The organism is Mycoplasma sp. 2248 (assembly GCF_034863245.1).
In the GTDB taxonomy this organism is placed as follows: domain Bacteria; phylum Bacillota_I; class Bacilli_A; order Mycoplasmatales; family Metamycoplasmataceae; genus Mycoplasmopsis.
Genome location: NZ_JAYFFC010000004.1, coordinates 1 through 15044, shown reverse-complemented (window position 1 = coordinate 15044; position 15044 = coordinate 1). Strand labels below are relative to the sequence as shown.

The window sequence follows — 15044 nt, the reverse complement described above, 5'->3', positions numbered from 1 at the left end:
TTAAAAATATTTTTTAATAACTTCAGTAAATATATTTTCTAAAACTTCAACAGATATGCTGTTTCCGGCTGTAAAAATCATTTTATTTTCGTGAACTAAACCGGTTTGACGAACCTTTAATGCATCATCTTTGTCGAATCCCATATATAGATACGCTTCTTCTGAGTTCATTAAAACTAATTTATCTTCTTCTAATAAAAATTTCAGTCTTGCGTTTGCACCAGAAGCTGTTAATGTAGGGCCTTTGTGATCTATTTTATAAATGTAAGATTCGCTATTGAAATTAGTGTACCCTAATAATCTAGACTTATTGATTTTGTTTTTTGTTAATGTAAATGGTGTCTTTTTGTATAAAGCTAATAATTTTGTCAGATCAATATGAACAGCATTTTCATCAATGATTTGATTAAGCATTAAGTTTTTTTCATTCTTTTGAATGAATTCAAAATCTTCACCATCTAAAATAGAAACCATAAAAACTCTTTCTCTATTTTGAGCCGAACCTGAATCAACTGCATTTAAAACTTTTCAATAACTTTTATAACCCAATGTTTCCAATGCATCTATTCATTTGAGAAAATCATTTTTGAATTTAGATGAAACCAATGCTTTAACGTTTTCTAATAATAATACCTTAGGTAATCTATCTAAATTATTTTTAAGAATTCTTTCAATTTCATACAATAACCCTGATCTTGTATTTTCGTTAATTCCTCTTTGTTTACCTTGTTGTGATAAATCTTGACAAGGGAATGAATAAGTAAAAATATCTATGCCTTTAGGTAAAGTGTTATAAGCAGTAATGTCTGTACCGCTCTCTCTCTCTCTCTCTGAAGCCATATCTTTCACTCATATAGTCATTATTAACATATGAATAAAGATAAGAGAATAAATTTCTTAATTTGTTTTCTGACATTCTCGTAAAGTATTTTTTATTAACTGGTTTTTTGGAGTCGGCAGAAAAAAGATACTTGTTTAATTTATCAAGCATTTCTTCTTTAGTCAACTTATTTTCTGGTTCTAATATACCGTAGTGAATACTTAAATACGATACAATCGCATCAATATAAAAATCACATGTTCCTAGTGATTTAACTGTAAAATTCAATTTCTTAGATATATTTTTTAATGCTTTGTATTGCGAACCTATTCCTGCGAACATTTCGAATAATGTAATTTCTTTTTTCATGATTTTTTTATTTTAACGGAATTAGAGAAGCATAATTAATAAGTTGAAATATTTTTTTAATTGAATTAAGAAAATCTATTTTTTATATTATAATATTTTTAATTATTGGGGTAGTACTCAAGAGGCTGAAGAGGCGGTCCTGCTAAGACTGTAGTGGTGGCAACACCAGCGGAGGTTCGAATCCTCTCTGCCCCGCCAATTGTTAACAAATCACTCTTTGAGTGTTTTTTTATGCACTTTTTTACTACTTTGTACATTTTTGAAGAAATATACTAAATATATGTATGAAAAAGATTGGTTGATTCAATATATTATTAGTAATTATTTGTTTAAGCTCAGGTGTTTTCATAAGTGTTGTTAAATTTACGGAAATAAAACAAACAAAGAAAATAGATGACGAACTAAATAAGCAAAAGAAAATTTATAAATATACAGTAGCTGGTAATGTATTATTTCCTGCTACATTTGAATCAGATAAGCCTTTATCATATAGAGATGTTTTTAATAAAGTAAAGCTTAAAACAAGTTCAGATATAAGCAGATACAACTTAGATGATTTAGCAACTACATCTAGTGTCATTAATGTTGGTTTAAGAAAATACAAAATAAAATGGGAAGAAATCAAAGATGTTGAGACTTTAAAATGATTAGGTTTAAACTCAAGAGTTGCAAAGTTAATTTATAAACATCGCGAAAAGAATGAAAGTTTACACTCATGACGAGAATTGCTAGATATAAAAGGAATTTCTACTCGTACTATAGAATACTTACAAACGGTTATAGAATTAACTTAAGATGGTTTAATTTCTTTTTAATTTTATCTGTATTTTGTTTATTGCTAGTCACTTCTGATTTAATTTTATTAGTATATTTAATTCCACTCTTTATTTTTTCCATTATTTTAAAAAGAAATGACTTCGTAATTTTGTTAGCAATATTATTGACATTTTTGATATTTTTTAATCTTAAACATATTATTATAAATGCCTGATTTTATAGTAATAAAGGTGTCTCCGAAACTTACACAGTGATTGATATGTCGGATAAAGCTCTTTATGTTGAGGATAAATTTATGAACAAATTTATACTAAACAGGTCTGAATTAAAATCTGTTAAAGACCAAATAACTATCTATTCAAAAATATTTATTTGAGGAACATTGAAGGAAGTTAAAGAAAAATCAAATTACTTGCTAGCTAATGAAATTGATTTTTTAATTAAACCTAACAAAGTTGTTGTTGTTAATAATTGATCCAGTTTAAGACATATGTTTTATAACCATTTTCTAAACAAAAATAAAGCATATTCTGATTTTATTTTCCCATTAATTTTTGGTATAAACACATCTACAAATAACGAAACATTAACTACCTTAAAAGAAATGGGAGTAGTTCATTTAATGATTGTTAGCGGTCTACATTTGGGTACTATTTACGTATTTGTTAGAATGATATTTTCAAAATTTGATAAATATGGAATCTTACAAATTCTTGTACTTACTATTTATTTTCTATTTTGCAAGAAATCAGTGTCAATCATAAGAACTTATTTATTTATACTTGTGATTCATTTTTGAAAAATATTTAAAAAAGATCAAGAATTGAATGTCGGTCGCCCATTATTTGTAATAGCATTTTTATTCTTATCTTTTAGACCTTATAGTGTCATGAATTTAGGTTATTGACTATCATATATTTTGACTATCGTTATGTTAAATGTAGATTTGGATAAATTTTTAAAACCTAAAAAATGAAAGCAAAAAGCAGCAAACTTTTTTGTAGGTTATTTCATACCCTGATTCATTTCTATATCCATAATTAGTGCATATATAAGAGAAATTAGTTTAATATCTTATGTTTACTCAATTATTTTGACACCGATATTTCAGTTTTTAATTATTTTCTTTACCTTAACTTTACCAATAACTTTTATAGCAGTTCCATTTGCTGAGTTAGCACAATCTTTCATCCAGCTATTATCAAAAGTAAATGTTACATATAAGTTTTATTATCAATTTTGATACTACATAATTTATCCTTTTATATACATTTATATTTCCAGATTAATGTTCTTAAAAATGAAAAGATTAGAGAAAGTTAGATCATCTGACTTTATAAAACATAGGATAGCTGAACTTGAATTAAGAATGGAGAAATTAGAATATGCAAATGAGTTCAAATAATAAAAATAGAGGGATGTTTTTAGAAAAAATAATCAACAACACTATAGCTTATTTATGACAAGAGAACATTGCGTTCATCGAGAAAAAGAGCACTCCTCTTGATATAAAAAATATTCAATCAAAGACTAAAAATAATGTCTTGGGTTCATTTAGAATTAAGAAATCAACAGTGGATTACATAGGTATGTATAATGGTCAATTTATTTGTTTTGAAGCCAAGAGTACAAATAATAATTCACTCACTAAAAACTTATTTAAGAAACATCAAATCGAATATTTAAACCTTATACATAGCAATAAAGGTATTTCTTTTGCTATTGTGTACTTTTCATTATATGATGAGTTCTACAAAATAACTGTTCCAGAATTATTACAATATTTTAAAAATAAAAGTAGTGTCAAATATGAAGAAATAAAAAGAAATTCTAAAAAGTTATTTTTAGAATTTCCTGGATATTTAACATTTTTAAATTAAGCTTTAAAATCTATTAATTCACGTAAGTATTTTGAAGGTGTATATTTAACAACACGTCTTTGTGGAACCACAATAAAATCAGCATCATTTTCTGATTTTTTGAATTTGTTTACCATTTTTCTTTGTGGTTTAACTGTTGTTGAAAAAATTCCTAAATGTGATAATCTAACTTTATCTTCCATGATTAATTGTTCTTTAAGAACGAAAACCATAGCATCGAAAACTCTTTCAACATCTCTTGGTGTCATTTCAGCACGATCTGCAACTTCTAAAATGTATTCTTTTTTAGTCATTTCAATGTCTCCTTTTAAAAGCTTGTAATAACAATATTATAATACAAAAAAACTTTTTTCCACAATTTTTAGGGATAAAAGTAATTATTTTTGTTTGATTGTAGGTTTAATTTTTGTTAAAGCGATCTTATCATAATCTTTGAAGCCAAGTCCATAATACATAGCACCTGCAATTTTGTTACTGAAAAACAAAACAGGTGTTTTTTCTATGTATAGTATCCTTTCGCAAATGTTCATTACACAATCCTTTGCATAGCCTTTCTTTCTTGCTTCAGGAATTGTGAAAACACCTCCGATCATTACTGCATCTTTTGATTGACAGTTAATTGACGCATGTGATAAAATTTTCTCATTTTCATCTTTTAGCACATATCCTCAATATGCACCTTTTTCAAATGATCTTTTTAAGTGTTTAATATCAAGCGCATGTGATGATAGTCCTGCAAATTCAGGAATTAATCTTCTACTTTCAACTATATTTTCCAGATCTGAAATTTTAATCATTGTTGATTTTAAATTGGTTGGTTTCTTAAAATCTTTTTTATTCAAAGTTAAAACATATTGATAAGTAGGGACAATATTATTCCCAATAATTACTGATAATGCATTATTTAATTCGTTATAAAGTTCTTTTTGATAGACAAAGTTCTTGATATTATATTTTTTAACAATATTCTCTAAATCTTCGTATTTACCTCTTAATTTTCTTCCGAAAATTAACAATGTATCATGGAATCTATAAAAAATTAAAACAGGTCTTTCATTTACATAATCAATGTAACTATCAATATTTTCTCCTTCTAGACCAAATGTTTCAATATCTGCAATTAACATCATATTAAGGTATTTATCTTGTGTATAAAGGAATTCTAAAACTCTATCTTTATAGTCATTAGTTAGCTTTAACATTTTTCTCATATTTTAATTATACTCTTTTGTAATAAAAATAACCAGTATATACTGGTTAAATAAATCAATTTCTCTTTGTGATGGTTCTCTCACTAATATAGTTTTTATAGTATGCATTATTGAAAGCAATACCTAAGAACATAAAGTAAACAACTCAGTTTATAAAGAATGCAATTGTAAGGAAGAACCCTACAGGACCACCATATTTGTCATAGTTAATGTGTTGATTAATTGTTTTAAACAATAATACTAATAAAACAATTGGAGTGGTTGATAAAATAGCTCCTTTATAAATGGATTTAATGGTTAACTTAAATGATGGAATAAGTTTGAATAAACCAACTAACATTACAAACACAAAAACAAATGAAATTAATATATAAACAAACGTATTTAATCAAATCGTTCCATTATATTTTTCTGTTATTTTTGTTTCAATGATGATATCGATCGTTGAGAAAAATCAGAATAATATTGATACAAATAAAACTAAGAATAATCCTTTTATTTTATTACCTCAATATGAACCAATTTTATTATGTTTGTAAATGTAGTTATTTGCTGAAATTAACTTTCCATATCCTGTGCTTGATATATATAGTGATGATAAAAATAGGAAAATGTTAGGTAGCAATGCTTGTAAATTGAAAGCAGATGTACCTTGATCTTTCATTTGAATGCTTTGTAAGTAGTTTTGCGACCCAGGGATAAATCTTGACATAATAATTGTTATGAAGTTATCTTGGAAATTACTTCCAACTAGATTGTTATAGCCTGGAATAAAACCGAAAAATATGTTTAACAAGAAAACCACATATATTACAGGGACAAATGATATTAATAAGTAAAATGCAGTAGACAATCAAATAAAGTTATATTCACTACTTGTGAATTTACTATATACATTATCCACGACTTTTAAACGTTTTCTATGATCTGATTCATTTCTAACTCAAATCAATATGCTTGCGAAAAATCTAATCAAGCATTTCTTGATTATAAACTCATAAATCTTTGAGAAAAATGTAAATCTTTCAGGAAAAATTAAGTTTTGATGAAAGGTTTTTTTAGTTTTTTTAGTTACATTTTTAAGTTTTATTAACTTATTATAATCAGTGCTTGTATTAGTTTTTTTGTTTAATAAACTCATTGATTTTTTCTAAAACAATATCATTTGACAACTGTGGATTAACTTGTCCATTAGTTTCTTTCATTAATGCACCAAGTATAAATTTAATAACTCTTTCAGGTCTAGCTTCATATTCATCTAACATTGAAATATTATTTTTAATAATTGCATCTATATAACTTGCAATAATATTTTTATCTGTTATTTGTTTTAATTTGTGCGCATCTAATAAGTCATTTATGTCACCTTTATAACTTGGTAATAGTGTTATAAGTTTTTTAAGCGACTTACTTGAAATAATTTCTTGATTTAATAATTGTAAACTCTGAACTAAATATTCAGGTTTAATATCAAGATCAATAACGTGTTTATTTTGTGCATTTGCTAATGAAACTACTTCTGAGAAGAAAATTTTTGATAAAGCTTCCTTATTATCATAATCAATAGAGTCAAAGTAATTAGCTAATGGTATATCATCAATTAAACTGTTAATGTAAATATCTGCAATATTTGCATCTTTATATCTTTTTACTTTTTGGTTTGGAAGCTCATTTAATTTAACATTATCAATAAATGCTTGAGATAACTTAATGATTGGAATGTTTGGATCTGCAAAATATTTGTAATCAACAGAACCTGTTTTAGTTCTCATAACCACGTTTTTGTTAGTTTGATCATCAAAACGTTTTGTTTGTTGTAATATCTCTTCACCTTTAAGAAGTTTTTCTTTTTGAATTTTAATTTCATTATCAATTGCTTTTTTAATGTTAGAAATCGAGTTCATATTTTTAATTTCAACTTTTGTACCGAATTTATCTACACCATAAGGCTTAAGCGAAATATTGATATCAGCTCTTAAAGTCCCTTGTTCTAGCTTACCTTCGGAAATATCTAAAAATTGCACAATTTTTCTAATCATATCAACATATAATGCAGCTTCTTCACCGCTTCTAATCACTGGATAAGTAACAATTTCAATTAAAGGGATTCCAGCTCTATTGTAATCTAATTTTGTAACTAAATCATCGTGGTGTTGTCTTGCAGTATCCTCTTCAAGGTGAATTCTTTCGATACCGATTTGTTTTAATCCATCTGAAGTTTGAATTTCTACATAACCATTGCTTCCGATTGGTCTAAAAAACTGTGTAATTTGATAACCTTTTGGTAAATCTGGATAAAAGTAGTTTTTTCTATCAAAATGTAATTCATCATCAATTTGCATATTAAGAGCTTTTGCAAGTTTTATTCCATATTCAACTGCTCTTTTATTAACTTGAGGCAATGTTCCTGGGTAAGCTAAGTCAATTTGGTGCGCTTTTGTATTAGGTTCTGCATTAAAGTCAATTCCGGCTGGTGAAAACATTTTTGTTTTAGTTTTTAATTCAACGTGAATTTCAATTCCTATAATAGTTTCAAAATTATTCATTTAAATCTCCTATAAGTTCTTCAAAGTATTCTGCATAACCTAATAATTTTTCATCTGAATATAATTTTGTTTCAAGAGCTAAGTTATATGGCATATTTTCATATTCACCTAATGGAATTGTTATTGATGGGTGACCTGATAAATTTGCACCAGTTAAAATAAAGTCCATAACACCATTTTTTGATTTATCTTCAAATAATGGAGCAATACCTACGTAAGCCGGAAAGATTAAAACATCGCCTTGTGCTTTTAAGTCCTCAAAGTATTTAGTAATAACTCTTCTAGCTTTTTGAGCTTTAATAAAAATTTCTTCTTGATTTTCCGAATATAAAAAGTAACTTCCTAAACTTAATCTCTCTTGAACCATTTTTCCAAATTTTTGACTTCTTGTATTAAACATAACTTCTTCTCAAGAGTTTCCATTAACTCTTGAACCAAAAGCTATTCCATTTAAGTTAGCTAAATTTGAACTAGCTTCAGAGAAAGAAATGATTTTATAAACAATAGAAATTGTGTTTAAAATATCAAAATTTGGTTGAACTAATTTGACTTCTATACCTTGTTCTCTTAATTTTTCGAGTAACTGGTTAAATCTCGCATTCACATAATCTTTTGTCAATGAACTAAAATCAAGAGCAACTACTGATTTTGGTTTTGTTTTAATTGCATTGTTTATTTGAACATGAACTGAAGTCATATCTTTGACATCTTTACCAAAAATAGCTTGTGCAGTAATGATTGCATCATTTACATTATGGGTAAAGTAAGCAACTGTATCTAATGATGAAGCATAAGCAAACATTCCATATCTGCTAATTGCACCATATGATGGTTTAAATCCTACTAAACCATTGAATGAAGCAGGTAATCTAACACTATCTCCAGTATCTGAACCTAAGGCAATGCCTATATTTTTTGTCATTGTTGCAGCTGAACCTGATGAAGAACCACCAACATAACGTTTAGTATCTTTAGGGTTGACTATTAAACCATAAGCACTATGAGTTCCTGTACCTCCTAAAGCTAATTCATCATTATTAACCTTAGCAACCGGAATTGCACCATTTTGTAAAAGTCTTTCAACTACAGTAGCATTGTAATAAGGTTTGAAGTTTTCTAAAATCTTACTTGAGGCTCTAGTCATTTTATCTTCTGTGGCAAAAACATCTTTGATAGTTAAAACAACACCATTGAGTAGATTGTTTGAATTTGAAACTTGCTCTGATTTTTCATATAAGCAGCTAACTGCATTATTATTATCATTTTGAAGTTCATTGTATGCAGCTTCAAAATTACCTTTATTTAAAAATTCTCTACTCATTATTTAACCACCTTTGTAAGTAAAATAAAGTCACTATCTTTTTCTTTTGCATTATCTAAAATGTTTTCTTTCGAAACTGAATAACTCATATCTTCAATGTCCTCACGTAGGAGTTCTAAAATAGGCTGTTCATTAATTCTTTCCATTGGTTTTACATTTAATAAATCAAGTTTGTCAAGAAGTTTAATTCCATCTTGAATATCTTTTCAAATTAACAAAATTTGTTCTTGAACTTCTTTAGTAGGTTCAAACATTAATGATTTAACTATTTGGTTTAATTTTTCAATATCTAATTTTTCCATAATTAACCTTTCTTTCAATTAGGTAAGCAATATAACTCTAAATCATTTAAATATCTTAAATTATTCTTCATATTTTTATATTTAACATAATATGAATGTAACATTAATCTAGTTTCTTTTTTACCACCATACTTTTTGTCACCGTAAATAGGAAAACCTAAATTTGATAAAGTCACACGAATTTGGTGCTTTCTACCTGTTTTAATTTGTGCAATTTTTCGATTTTTTTCTGAATAAAATAAAGTTCTCGCTTGCTTAGCATCTCTTATATTACTTTTTGCAACTTTCATTTTTTTATTTGATTCATCTTTGTAAATTCAATTGTTAACTACAAAAGGTTTATGTTCAGAAAAGTTATCTAACTTAATATCACTGATGAAAATATATTTTTTAATGATGAATTCACTATTATCATTCAATTGTCTAGCGGCCTCATAAGTTTTAGCATAAGTGATGATCCCACTTGTTTCTTTATCCAAACGACCAACGTGGGTTGGTTTAAAACTATCAGTAGGCACATAGTTTAAATATGATAAAACTTGTTCATCTAATGAATCATCTTCATCGTGGACTGAAATTCCAGTCACTTTATTTAAAACTAAAATGTTTTCATCTTCATATAAAACTTTCAAATTAACTGAAGTTGATTTTTTAACTTCATATTCTTGTTGCAAATCAGATTCACTTAAACCATAAATAGTGATAGCATCATTCTCATTTACAATTTGATTTTTTTGAATTTTTCTTAATCCATTTATTTTAATTTCATTTTTCCTAAATAATTTTTCAACAAATCCTTTACTTAAATTAGGGAAATATTTTTGAATAAGTTTTAAGATTGTTCTTCCTGAATCATTTAATGTTGCTTTTATTTCTATCATTTCTACCTGCTTTATTAATGTAATTATATTTTTTTATTTTATTAAATAAAATAAAAAATGTAATATCAATACTTTTAGTTAAAACATATTTTATACCCTCTAATAAAGTATTGAACAACATACAAAATGGATATCAAAATTGCTGAAAATATAGTCTGCAAGACTTAATTTAGCACCTACTGTGACTATCACAGGATTTGCCGTATCATGTTCTTCGATAGAACCAGAAGATAAAATCACAGATGAAGAAAGAACACAATTTACTGCAGTATTCCAAACATCTTATTCTCAATTACCTAAGAATAGTGTTATAGACACATTACTTTCACAAATGGTAAGCAAAATTAGGAAAATCAAATCGATATGTCAGACTTGATTGAATAAGTTAAAATCTTCTCAAGCATTTCTAGAAAAGAAATTGTGGAGTCTTCTAAGAAAATCTATGAAATAAGTTTATCAGCTACTTCAGCTTTAATTCCTTCGTAAAAATATTTTGATATGAAACACTCTTTGTTCGTTTTAGTCGCTTTTATTAGAAAAATAAAAATTACTATCACAAATTTAGTGATAGTAATTTTGTATCTTGAAAATAATTATTCTTCTCTTTGACTTCCGAATAAGTCAAAGTCTTCATTTTCGTCTTCTACGCCTTCTACATAGTTAAATTCAGTCATTTTAGGCAAGTCTCTCATACTTGTTAATTTGAAGTGATCATAGAATTTGTTTGTCACTCCATATAGAACAGGATTACCTGGTGTAGGAGAAATCCCGACTTCTTCAATAACACCTTTCATTAAAAGTGTATTAACAACTTGATCGGATGCAACACCTCTAATTGATGCAATTTGACCTTTTGTAACTGGCTGTTTGTAAGCAATGATACCAGCAACTTCGATAGCAGCATTTGATAATCTTTGTTTTTTAACAACTGAAACCATTTTTGTAACATAATCTTTGAATGTTTCTCTAGTTGCTAATTTGTAAACATCATTAAAGTTGACTACTTTAAGCGCTCTTTCTAAGTCGTTAAACTCTCTTAAGAAATCTTGCATTACTTTTTTAGCTTCAGCTAAAGTAGCTAGTGAGAAAATGTCTTTAACTTGTTCTAAGTTAAGACCGTCATCTCCTTGAATGTATAATAGTGCTTCTAAAATTTTATTTTTCATCGTAAAGTTCTCCTCTAATAATTGAGATTTCTTCAAATTCTTTTTCTTGAATTATTTTTAAATATTGTTCTTTAGCTAAAACTAATACAGCAAGCAATGTAACAACAAAGTGTCCCATACTTGGTTGTGAAAAGACCATTTCGAAAGTTAATTTTTCATGTTTTCTAAGTAACTCTTTAATCATTCCATATTGATCAGATGGTGATAGTTTAAATGTTTCTAATTTTGCTGTTCTAAGTTTTTGAGCATAAACTCTTTCAAACATTTTTCTTAAAACAGCAATTAATTTAACCGGGTTAGAATGACCGTCTAACCTAGTGTCATTGGTATCAACGATAAATTCATCAACATTTGATGGATCTTTGATGAAAATATCTTCTCTATCTAATTCATATGTTTTAAGAGCTTCTTTAATTGATTTAAATTGTTCATATTCAGCTAACTGTCTCAAAATTTGTCTTTTATCTTCTTCAATTTCTGCAGGAATTTCTTGTCCTGGTTCTTGTATTGCCATAGCTGCTTTGATTTTAAGTAATGTAGCAGCCATAACTAAATAATCAGCAGCTAAATCAATATCTTGCTCTTTTAATTGAGAAATAATTTCTAAATATCTGTCTGCTATTTCTACTAAGTTAATTTCATTAATACTGATCTTTTTATCTTTAACTAATGAAAGTAATAAATCTAATGGTCCATCAAAATTAAACTTTTCAACTTTAAAGCTATATTCTGAATCGTAATTTGTGTAATTAGTTTTCATCTTTTTCCTTCAATAATTCTGACTCAATTAAGCCCTTAACTCTTTCTGCTAATTTTGATGTTTCTTGATTCATAAATGTAGATGGTTTTAATGCTGGTAAAAATTTAACAGTAACTTGCTGTCTTTGCTTTTTGTGCACACTATCAGAACCTAAAGAGTTGATTATTACAGTAGGAATAATTGACATATAATCTTTCTGTGCAACTCTAAATGCACCAGCTTTAAACTCACCTAAACCTTCACTTTTCACTCTTGTTCCCTCAGGAAAAATTACACCATATGTTTTTTGAACTTTAACAAATGCACCGAAATCACCCAATGCATTTAAACTGTTTTTAATACTCTTTCTATCGATAAAAACAGTATCTAAAAGTGATAAAGTATCCTTAACTATTTTTTTATTTTGTAGCTCGCTCTTAGCTAAAAAAGTAGGTATCATAGCTTTAGCACCTTGTTCATATGATTGTTGTTCTGTAGCTTTCATTAAGATTAAAGAGTCAAAGTTTGACTTATGGTTAGCTACTAATAACACAGAACCATTTTGTGGCAGGTTTTCATATCCCTCAATTTTTACATCCACATTGTAAAGGTTTAACATTTTTTTAGAAAGTTTGAGTAAGAAAGCATATCTTTCGATTGATTTACTTGTTTCAGGTGATTTTCTATATTTTCTAGCTTTTCATTTAATTAAAAAGTATCTGAATAATCAAACTGGTGAAAATAAAATCATCTTAAAAATTACATTTACATTATATTTTTTCATTTTTCTCCTTAGAAATAGCAACGGAAATAACTAAATTATCAACATATGTGATAGAAATACAGAAGTTTTTAAATTCTCAAATATTGTTTTTTTTAACTAAATCAATATTGCGAAAATCGATGTAGCTATTATCAATTTTGTAAATAGATTCTTTAATAGCTCATGCTCTGGCAAGAAATTTAGCTTTCAAATTTTGATCAGTTATTTGGTTATATTCTGCTAATTCATGCGTTGATAAAACTCTATTTATAAAAGATGTTTTTTTATTAATAAATCTATTGATATTAGTTGCATCCACACCTATTTTGAACATGTTTTATATTATATAAAATTATTTGATAAAAGCAGTATAAAATAGACTTTTTTACCTATGTAATAGGTGTATTAGTATCATCACTTTCTTCTTTAATTAATGCTGATTTCAAGATTTTTGCAAACTGATCATATTTGTTTAAAAAATTAAAGAATACATCATCTTCTTTCGAGTTCTGAAGGTTATATTTAATTTCACTACTAAATTTGTTAGTTTCATTAAATATAATTAATTGTAAAATTTCCGATGTACTAAATTCATCACAAATACAATATGGATTTGAACGAATAAATAAGTTTATTATATATTTTAATATTTTAATTATTGAGATAGCTATTAAATTAGTAAATAGAAATCCATTCATATCTTCAAATGATTTCAGAAACTTTTTATAACTACTTATCAATATATTCATCATTTGACTATTTTCATAGTTATCTACATCATTTTTTAATATATCAATTAAATCTTTCTTTTTAGGTATTTTGAAATTTGTAAAAGCAAAATGTAATCCTAAATTTTTATTATCTCTGCGAATTTTCTCTCATAATTTTGGAGCTTCATAACCATCTTTTACATTGATGATGTTCTTAATTTTTGAATATTTCATTTCTTTTTCATAATATTCATCTGGTTCAATATTATTTAGACTACTTACATCAAAATTGTCATCCCTATTTTCTACGAAATTTATCAATTTGTTGAAATAAATTAAATCCTGTTTATCTATATTGACTTTATCTTTAGAACTTTCTATGTATAAGTAATTTAGACGATTTAATGGTTTCTTAGAAATAATATTTACTTTATTACTATCTTTTCTACTAAAAACTCTAGATCAAACTGTATTTATTCTCTTTTTGTAATGGTCATTTAAATTTTCAGTAAATATATTTTTAGAATACATAATATATTTAGCCACCGACTTATTAAGCTCTTTACTTTTACTTGACAAGTTCTCAATATCAAGAGGTCAATCATAAGGAATAACTGAAATACTTTTATCATCTCTTTTATATAACTGAATAGTATCTAAAATTAGTTTATCCTTATCTGCATAAGGAAGATGTTTGAATAAGAAAACATTAATAGGTATACCTACTCAATTTGTATGTGTTATTATAGTGTAATGTTCATCTGATGTTTTTATCATTTGATTTAAATTATTGAAAATAAATTTCTTATTTTTAAAATGCTTTTCTGTAATATTTGTAATATGTAAGTAAATATATTTATTGAATTTGTGAATTCTGTCTCTTTTTGTGAAGTTATGAACAAATCTGTTTAAATTTTGCAAAATAATTTCTTTATTTTGATTTACTTTCTCAAATAAAATATCATTAATGAACTCATCATTAGTATTTGTAGGATTATATTTTGAAATTTTTTCATTCAGTAAATCAATATTTGATATTTTATTAGAAATGATATCTGTTATGACTTTGTAAAATAATTTATGATCTATATCTTTTGTTTTGAATAGTAATCTCATTTCTTTAAAAAAGAAATCAAATAATTCAAAACCTATAAATTTATATGATAACTTATCATTATCTTTATTTATTAATCCTAATCTTTGCTTCACAAAATATAAAATAAATTTTACATCTTGAAAATAAATGAATTTCTTCAATTCTTTATTTACTTTTTCAATTTTATTCTCAAATTCAGATGATAATTCTTCATTTGTAAACTTCAATACAAGGGTATTTGATGCATTAATCACATTACCTATTTGCCTTCTGCATAAATAAAGCTTGCTTAATTCTTTATCTTTCTTTAACCGAAGATGTCATTGTTGGCGTCTTTTTATGTTTCTTTTAGAAATATTTGTTCTTTTTGTTTTTGTCATATATTAAAATTATAATATTTTTTAATAAAATAAAAAAACACCATTAAAGGTGTCAAATATTCTTTGAAAACTGAATAGTTATT

At 26.2% G+C, this 15044-nt stretch carries 17 protein-coding genes and 1 tRNA gene; 4 read left to right on the top strand and 14 right to left on the bottom strand.

Annotated elements, in window-relative coordinates; all coding sequences use genetic code 4:
* Positions 1-840 (bottom strand): DNA (cytosine-5-)-methyltransferase, encoded by an 840-nt coding sequence (gene dcm, locus VBM91_RS01715; protein WP_323189080.1) that lies wholly within the window; start codon positions 838-840, stop codon positions 1-3.
* The gene (gene dcm_N / locus VBM91_RS01710) at positions 791-1189 is read right to left on the bottom strand and encodes a DNA (cytosine-5-)-methyltransferase N-terminal subunit (RefSeq protein WP_323189079.1); all 399 of its coding nucleotides are present in this window, start codon (positions 1187-1189) and stop codon (positions 791-793) included. The genes dcm and dcm_N overlap by 50 nt, the downstream gene beginning before the upstream one ends.
* Before the next feature lie 107 nt (positions 1190-1296).
* Between dcm_N and VBM91_RS01705 the strand changes: the two genes are divergently transcribed.
* The 4 genes from VBM91_RS01705 to recU all read left to right on the top strand — a co-directional run bounded on the left by VBM91_RS01705 (position 1297) and on the right by recU (position 3846).
* Positions 1297-1387 (top strand) — tRNA-Ser (locus tag VBM91_RS01705).
* Between the two features lie 86 nt (positions 1388-1473).
* Positions 1474-1983 carry an MAG0490 family ComEA-like DNA-binding protein gene (locus VBM91_RS01700; protein WP_323188599.1) on the top strand — a complete coding sequence of 170 codons (510 nt, stop codon included), beginning with the start codon at positions 1474-1476 and terminating at the stop codon, positions 1981-1983.
* Between the two features lie 278 nt (positions 1984-2261).
* Positions 2262-3371, top strand: coding sequence for a ComEC/Rec2 family competence protein (locus tag VBM91_RS01695; RefSeq protein WP_323189078.1), 1110 nt, complete (start codon positions 2262-2264; stop codon positions 3369-3371).
* Positions 3352-3846 (top strand): Holliday junction resolvase RecU, encoded by a 495-nt coding sequence (gene recU / locus VBM91_RS01690; RefSeq protein WP_323189077.1) that lies wholly within the window; start codon positions 3352-3354, stop codon positions 3844-3846. Before VBM91_RS01695 ends, recU begins: the two co-directional genes overlap by 20 nt.
* Here recU and VBM91_RS01685 read toward each other — a convergent pair.
* The 12 genes from VBM91_RS01685 to VBM91_RS01630 all read right to left on the bottom strand — a co-directional run bounded on the left by VBM91_RS01685 (position 3843) and on the right by VBM91_RS01630 (position 14961).
* Entirely contained in the window at positions 3843-4139 is a 297-nt protein-coding gene (locus VBM91_RS01685) for an HU family DNA-binding protein (RefSeq protein ID WP_257089537.1), read from the bottom strand. The two genes, recU and VBM91_RS01685, sit on opposite strands and share 4 nt — an antisense overlap.
* Before the next feature lie 84 nt (positions 4140-4223).
* Positions 4224-5057: a GNAT family N-acetyltransferase gene (locus VBM91_RS01680; protein ID WP_323188602.1), complete on the bottom strand. Its 834-nt coding sequence runs from the start codon at positions 5055-5057 to the stop codon at positions 4224-4226.
* A 46-nt stretch (positions 5058-5103) separates the two neighbouring features.
* Positions 5104-6033: a YhjD/YihY/BrkB family envelope integrity protein gene (locus tag VBM91_RS01675; protein WP_323189076.1), complete on the bottom strand. Its 930-nt coding sequence runs from the start codon at positions 6031-6033 to the stop codon at positions 5104-5106.
* 139 nt (positions 6034-6172) lie between these two features.
* Positions 6173-7603: an Asp-tRNA(Asn)/Glu-tRNA(Gln) amidotransferase subunit GatB gene (gatB, locus tag VBM91_RS01670; RefSeq protein ID WP_323189075.1), complete on the bottom strand. Its 1431-nt coding sequence runs from the start codon at positions 7601-7603 to the stop codon at positions 6173-6175.
* Positions 7596-8924, bottom strand: coding sequence for an amidase family protein (locus tag VBM91_RS01665; RefSeq protein WP_323189074.1), 1329 nt, complete (start codon positions 8922-8924; stop codon positions 7596-7598). The genes gatB and VBM91_RS01665 overlap by 8 nt, the downstream gene beginning before the upstream one ends.
* Positions 8924-9226 (bottom strand): glutamyl-tRNA amidotransferase, encoded by a 303-nt coding sequence (locus VBM91_RS01660; protein WP_323176483.1) that lies wholly within the window; start codon positions 9224-9226, stop codon positions 8924-8926. Before VBM91_RS01660 ends, VBM91_RS01665 begins: the two co-directional genes overlap by 1 nt.
* A 2-nt stretch (positions 9227-9228) precedes the next feature.
* Positions 9229-10107 carry an RluA family pseudouridine synthase gene (locus VBM91_RS01655; RefSeq protein WP_323188606.1) on the bottom strand — a complete coding sequence of 293 codons (879 nt, stop codon included), beginning with the start codon at positions 10105-10107 and terminating at the stop codon, positions 9229-9231.
* 593 nt (positions 10108-10700) lie between these two features.
* Complete coding sequence (scpB, locus tag VBM91_RS01650; protein ID WP_257089513.1) at positions 10701-11273, bottom strand: SMC-Scp complex subunit ScpB; 573 nt, start codon at positions 11271-11273, stop codon at positions 10701-10703.
* On the bottom strand, positions 11263-12033 hold the full coding sequence (locus VBM91_RS01645; RefSeq protein ID WP_323188607.1) for a segregation/condensation protein A: 771 nt from the start codon (positions 12031-12033) through the stop codon (positions 11263-11265). Before VBM91_RS01645 ends, scpB begins: the two co-directional genes overlap by 11 nt.
* The gene (locus VBM91_RS01640; RefSeq protein ID WP_323188608.1) at positions 12023-12796 is read right to left on the bottom strand and encodes a lysophospholipid acyltransferase family protein; all 774 of its coding nucleotides are present in this window, start codon (positions 12794-12796) and stop codon (positions 12023-12025) included. The genes VBM91_RS01645 and VBM91_RS01640 overlap by 11 nt, the downstream gene beginning before the upstream one ends.
* Positions 12783-13109 carry a 4'-phosphopantetheinyl transferase superfamily protein gene (locus VBM91_RS01635; RefSeq protein WP_257089508.1) on the bottom strand — a complete coding sequence of 109 codons (327 nt, stop codon included), beginning with the start codon at positions 13107-13109 and terminating at the stop codon, positions 12783-12785. The genes VBM91_RS01640 and VBM91_RS01635 overlap by 14 nt, the downstream gene beginning before the upstream one ends.
* A gap of 55 nt (positions 13110-13164) precedes the next feature.
* Positions 13165-14961: a hypothetical protein gene (locus VBM91_RS01630; RefSeq protein WP_323188609.1), complete on the bottom strand. Its 1797-nt coding sequence runs from the start codon at positions 14959-14961 to the stop codon at positions 13165-13167.
* Positions 14962-15044: the final 83 nt, after the last annotated feature.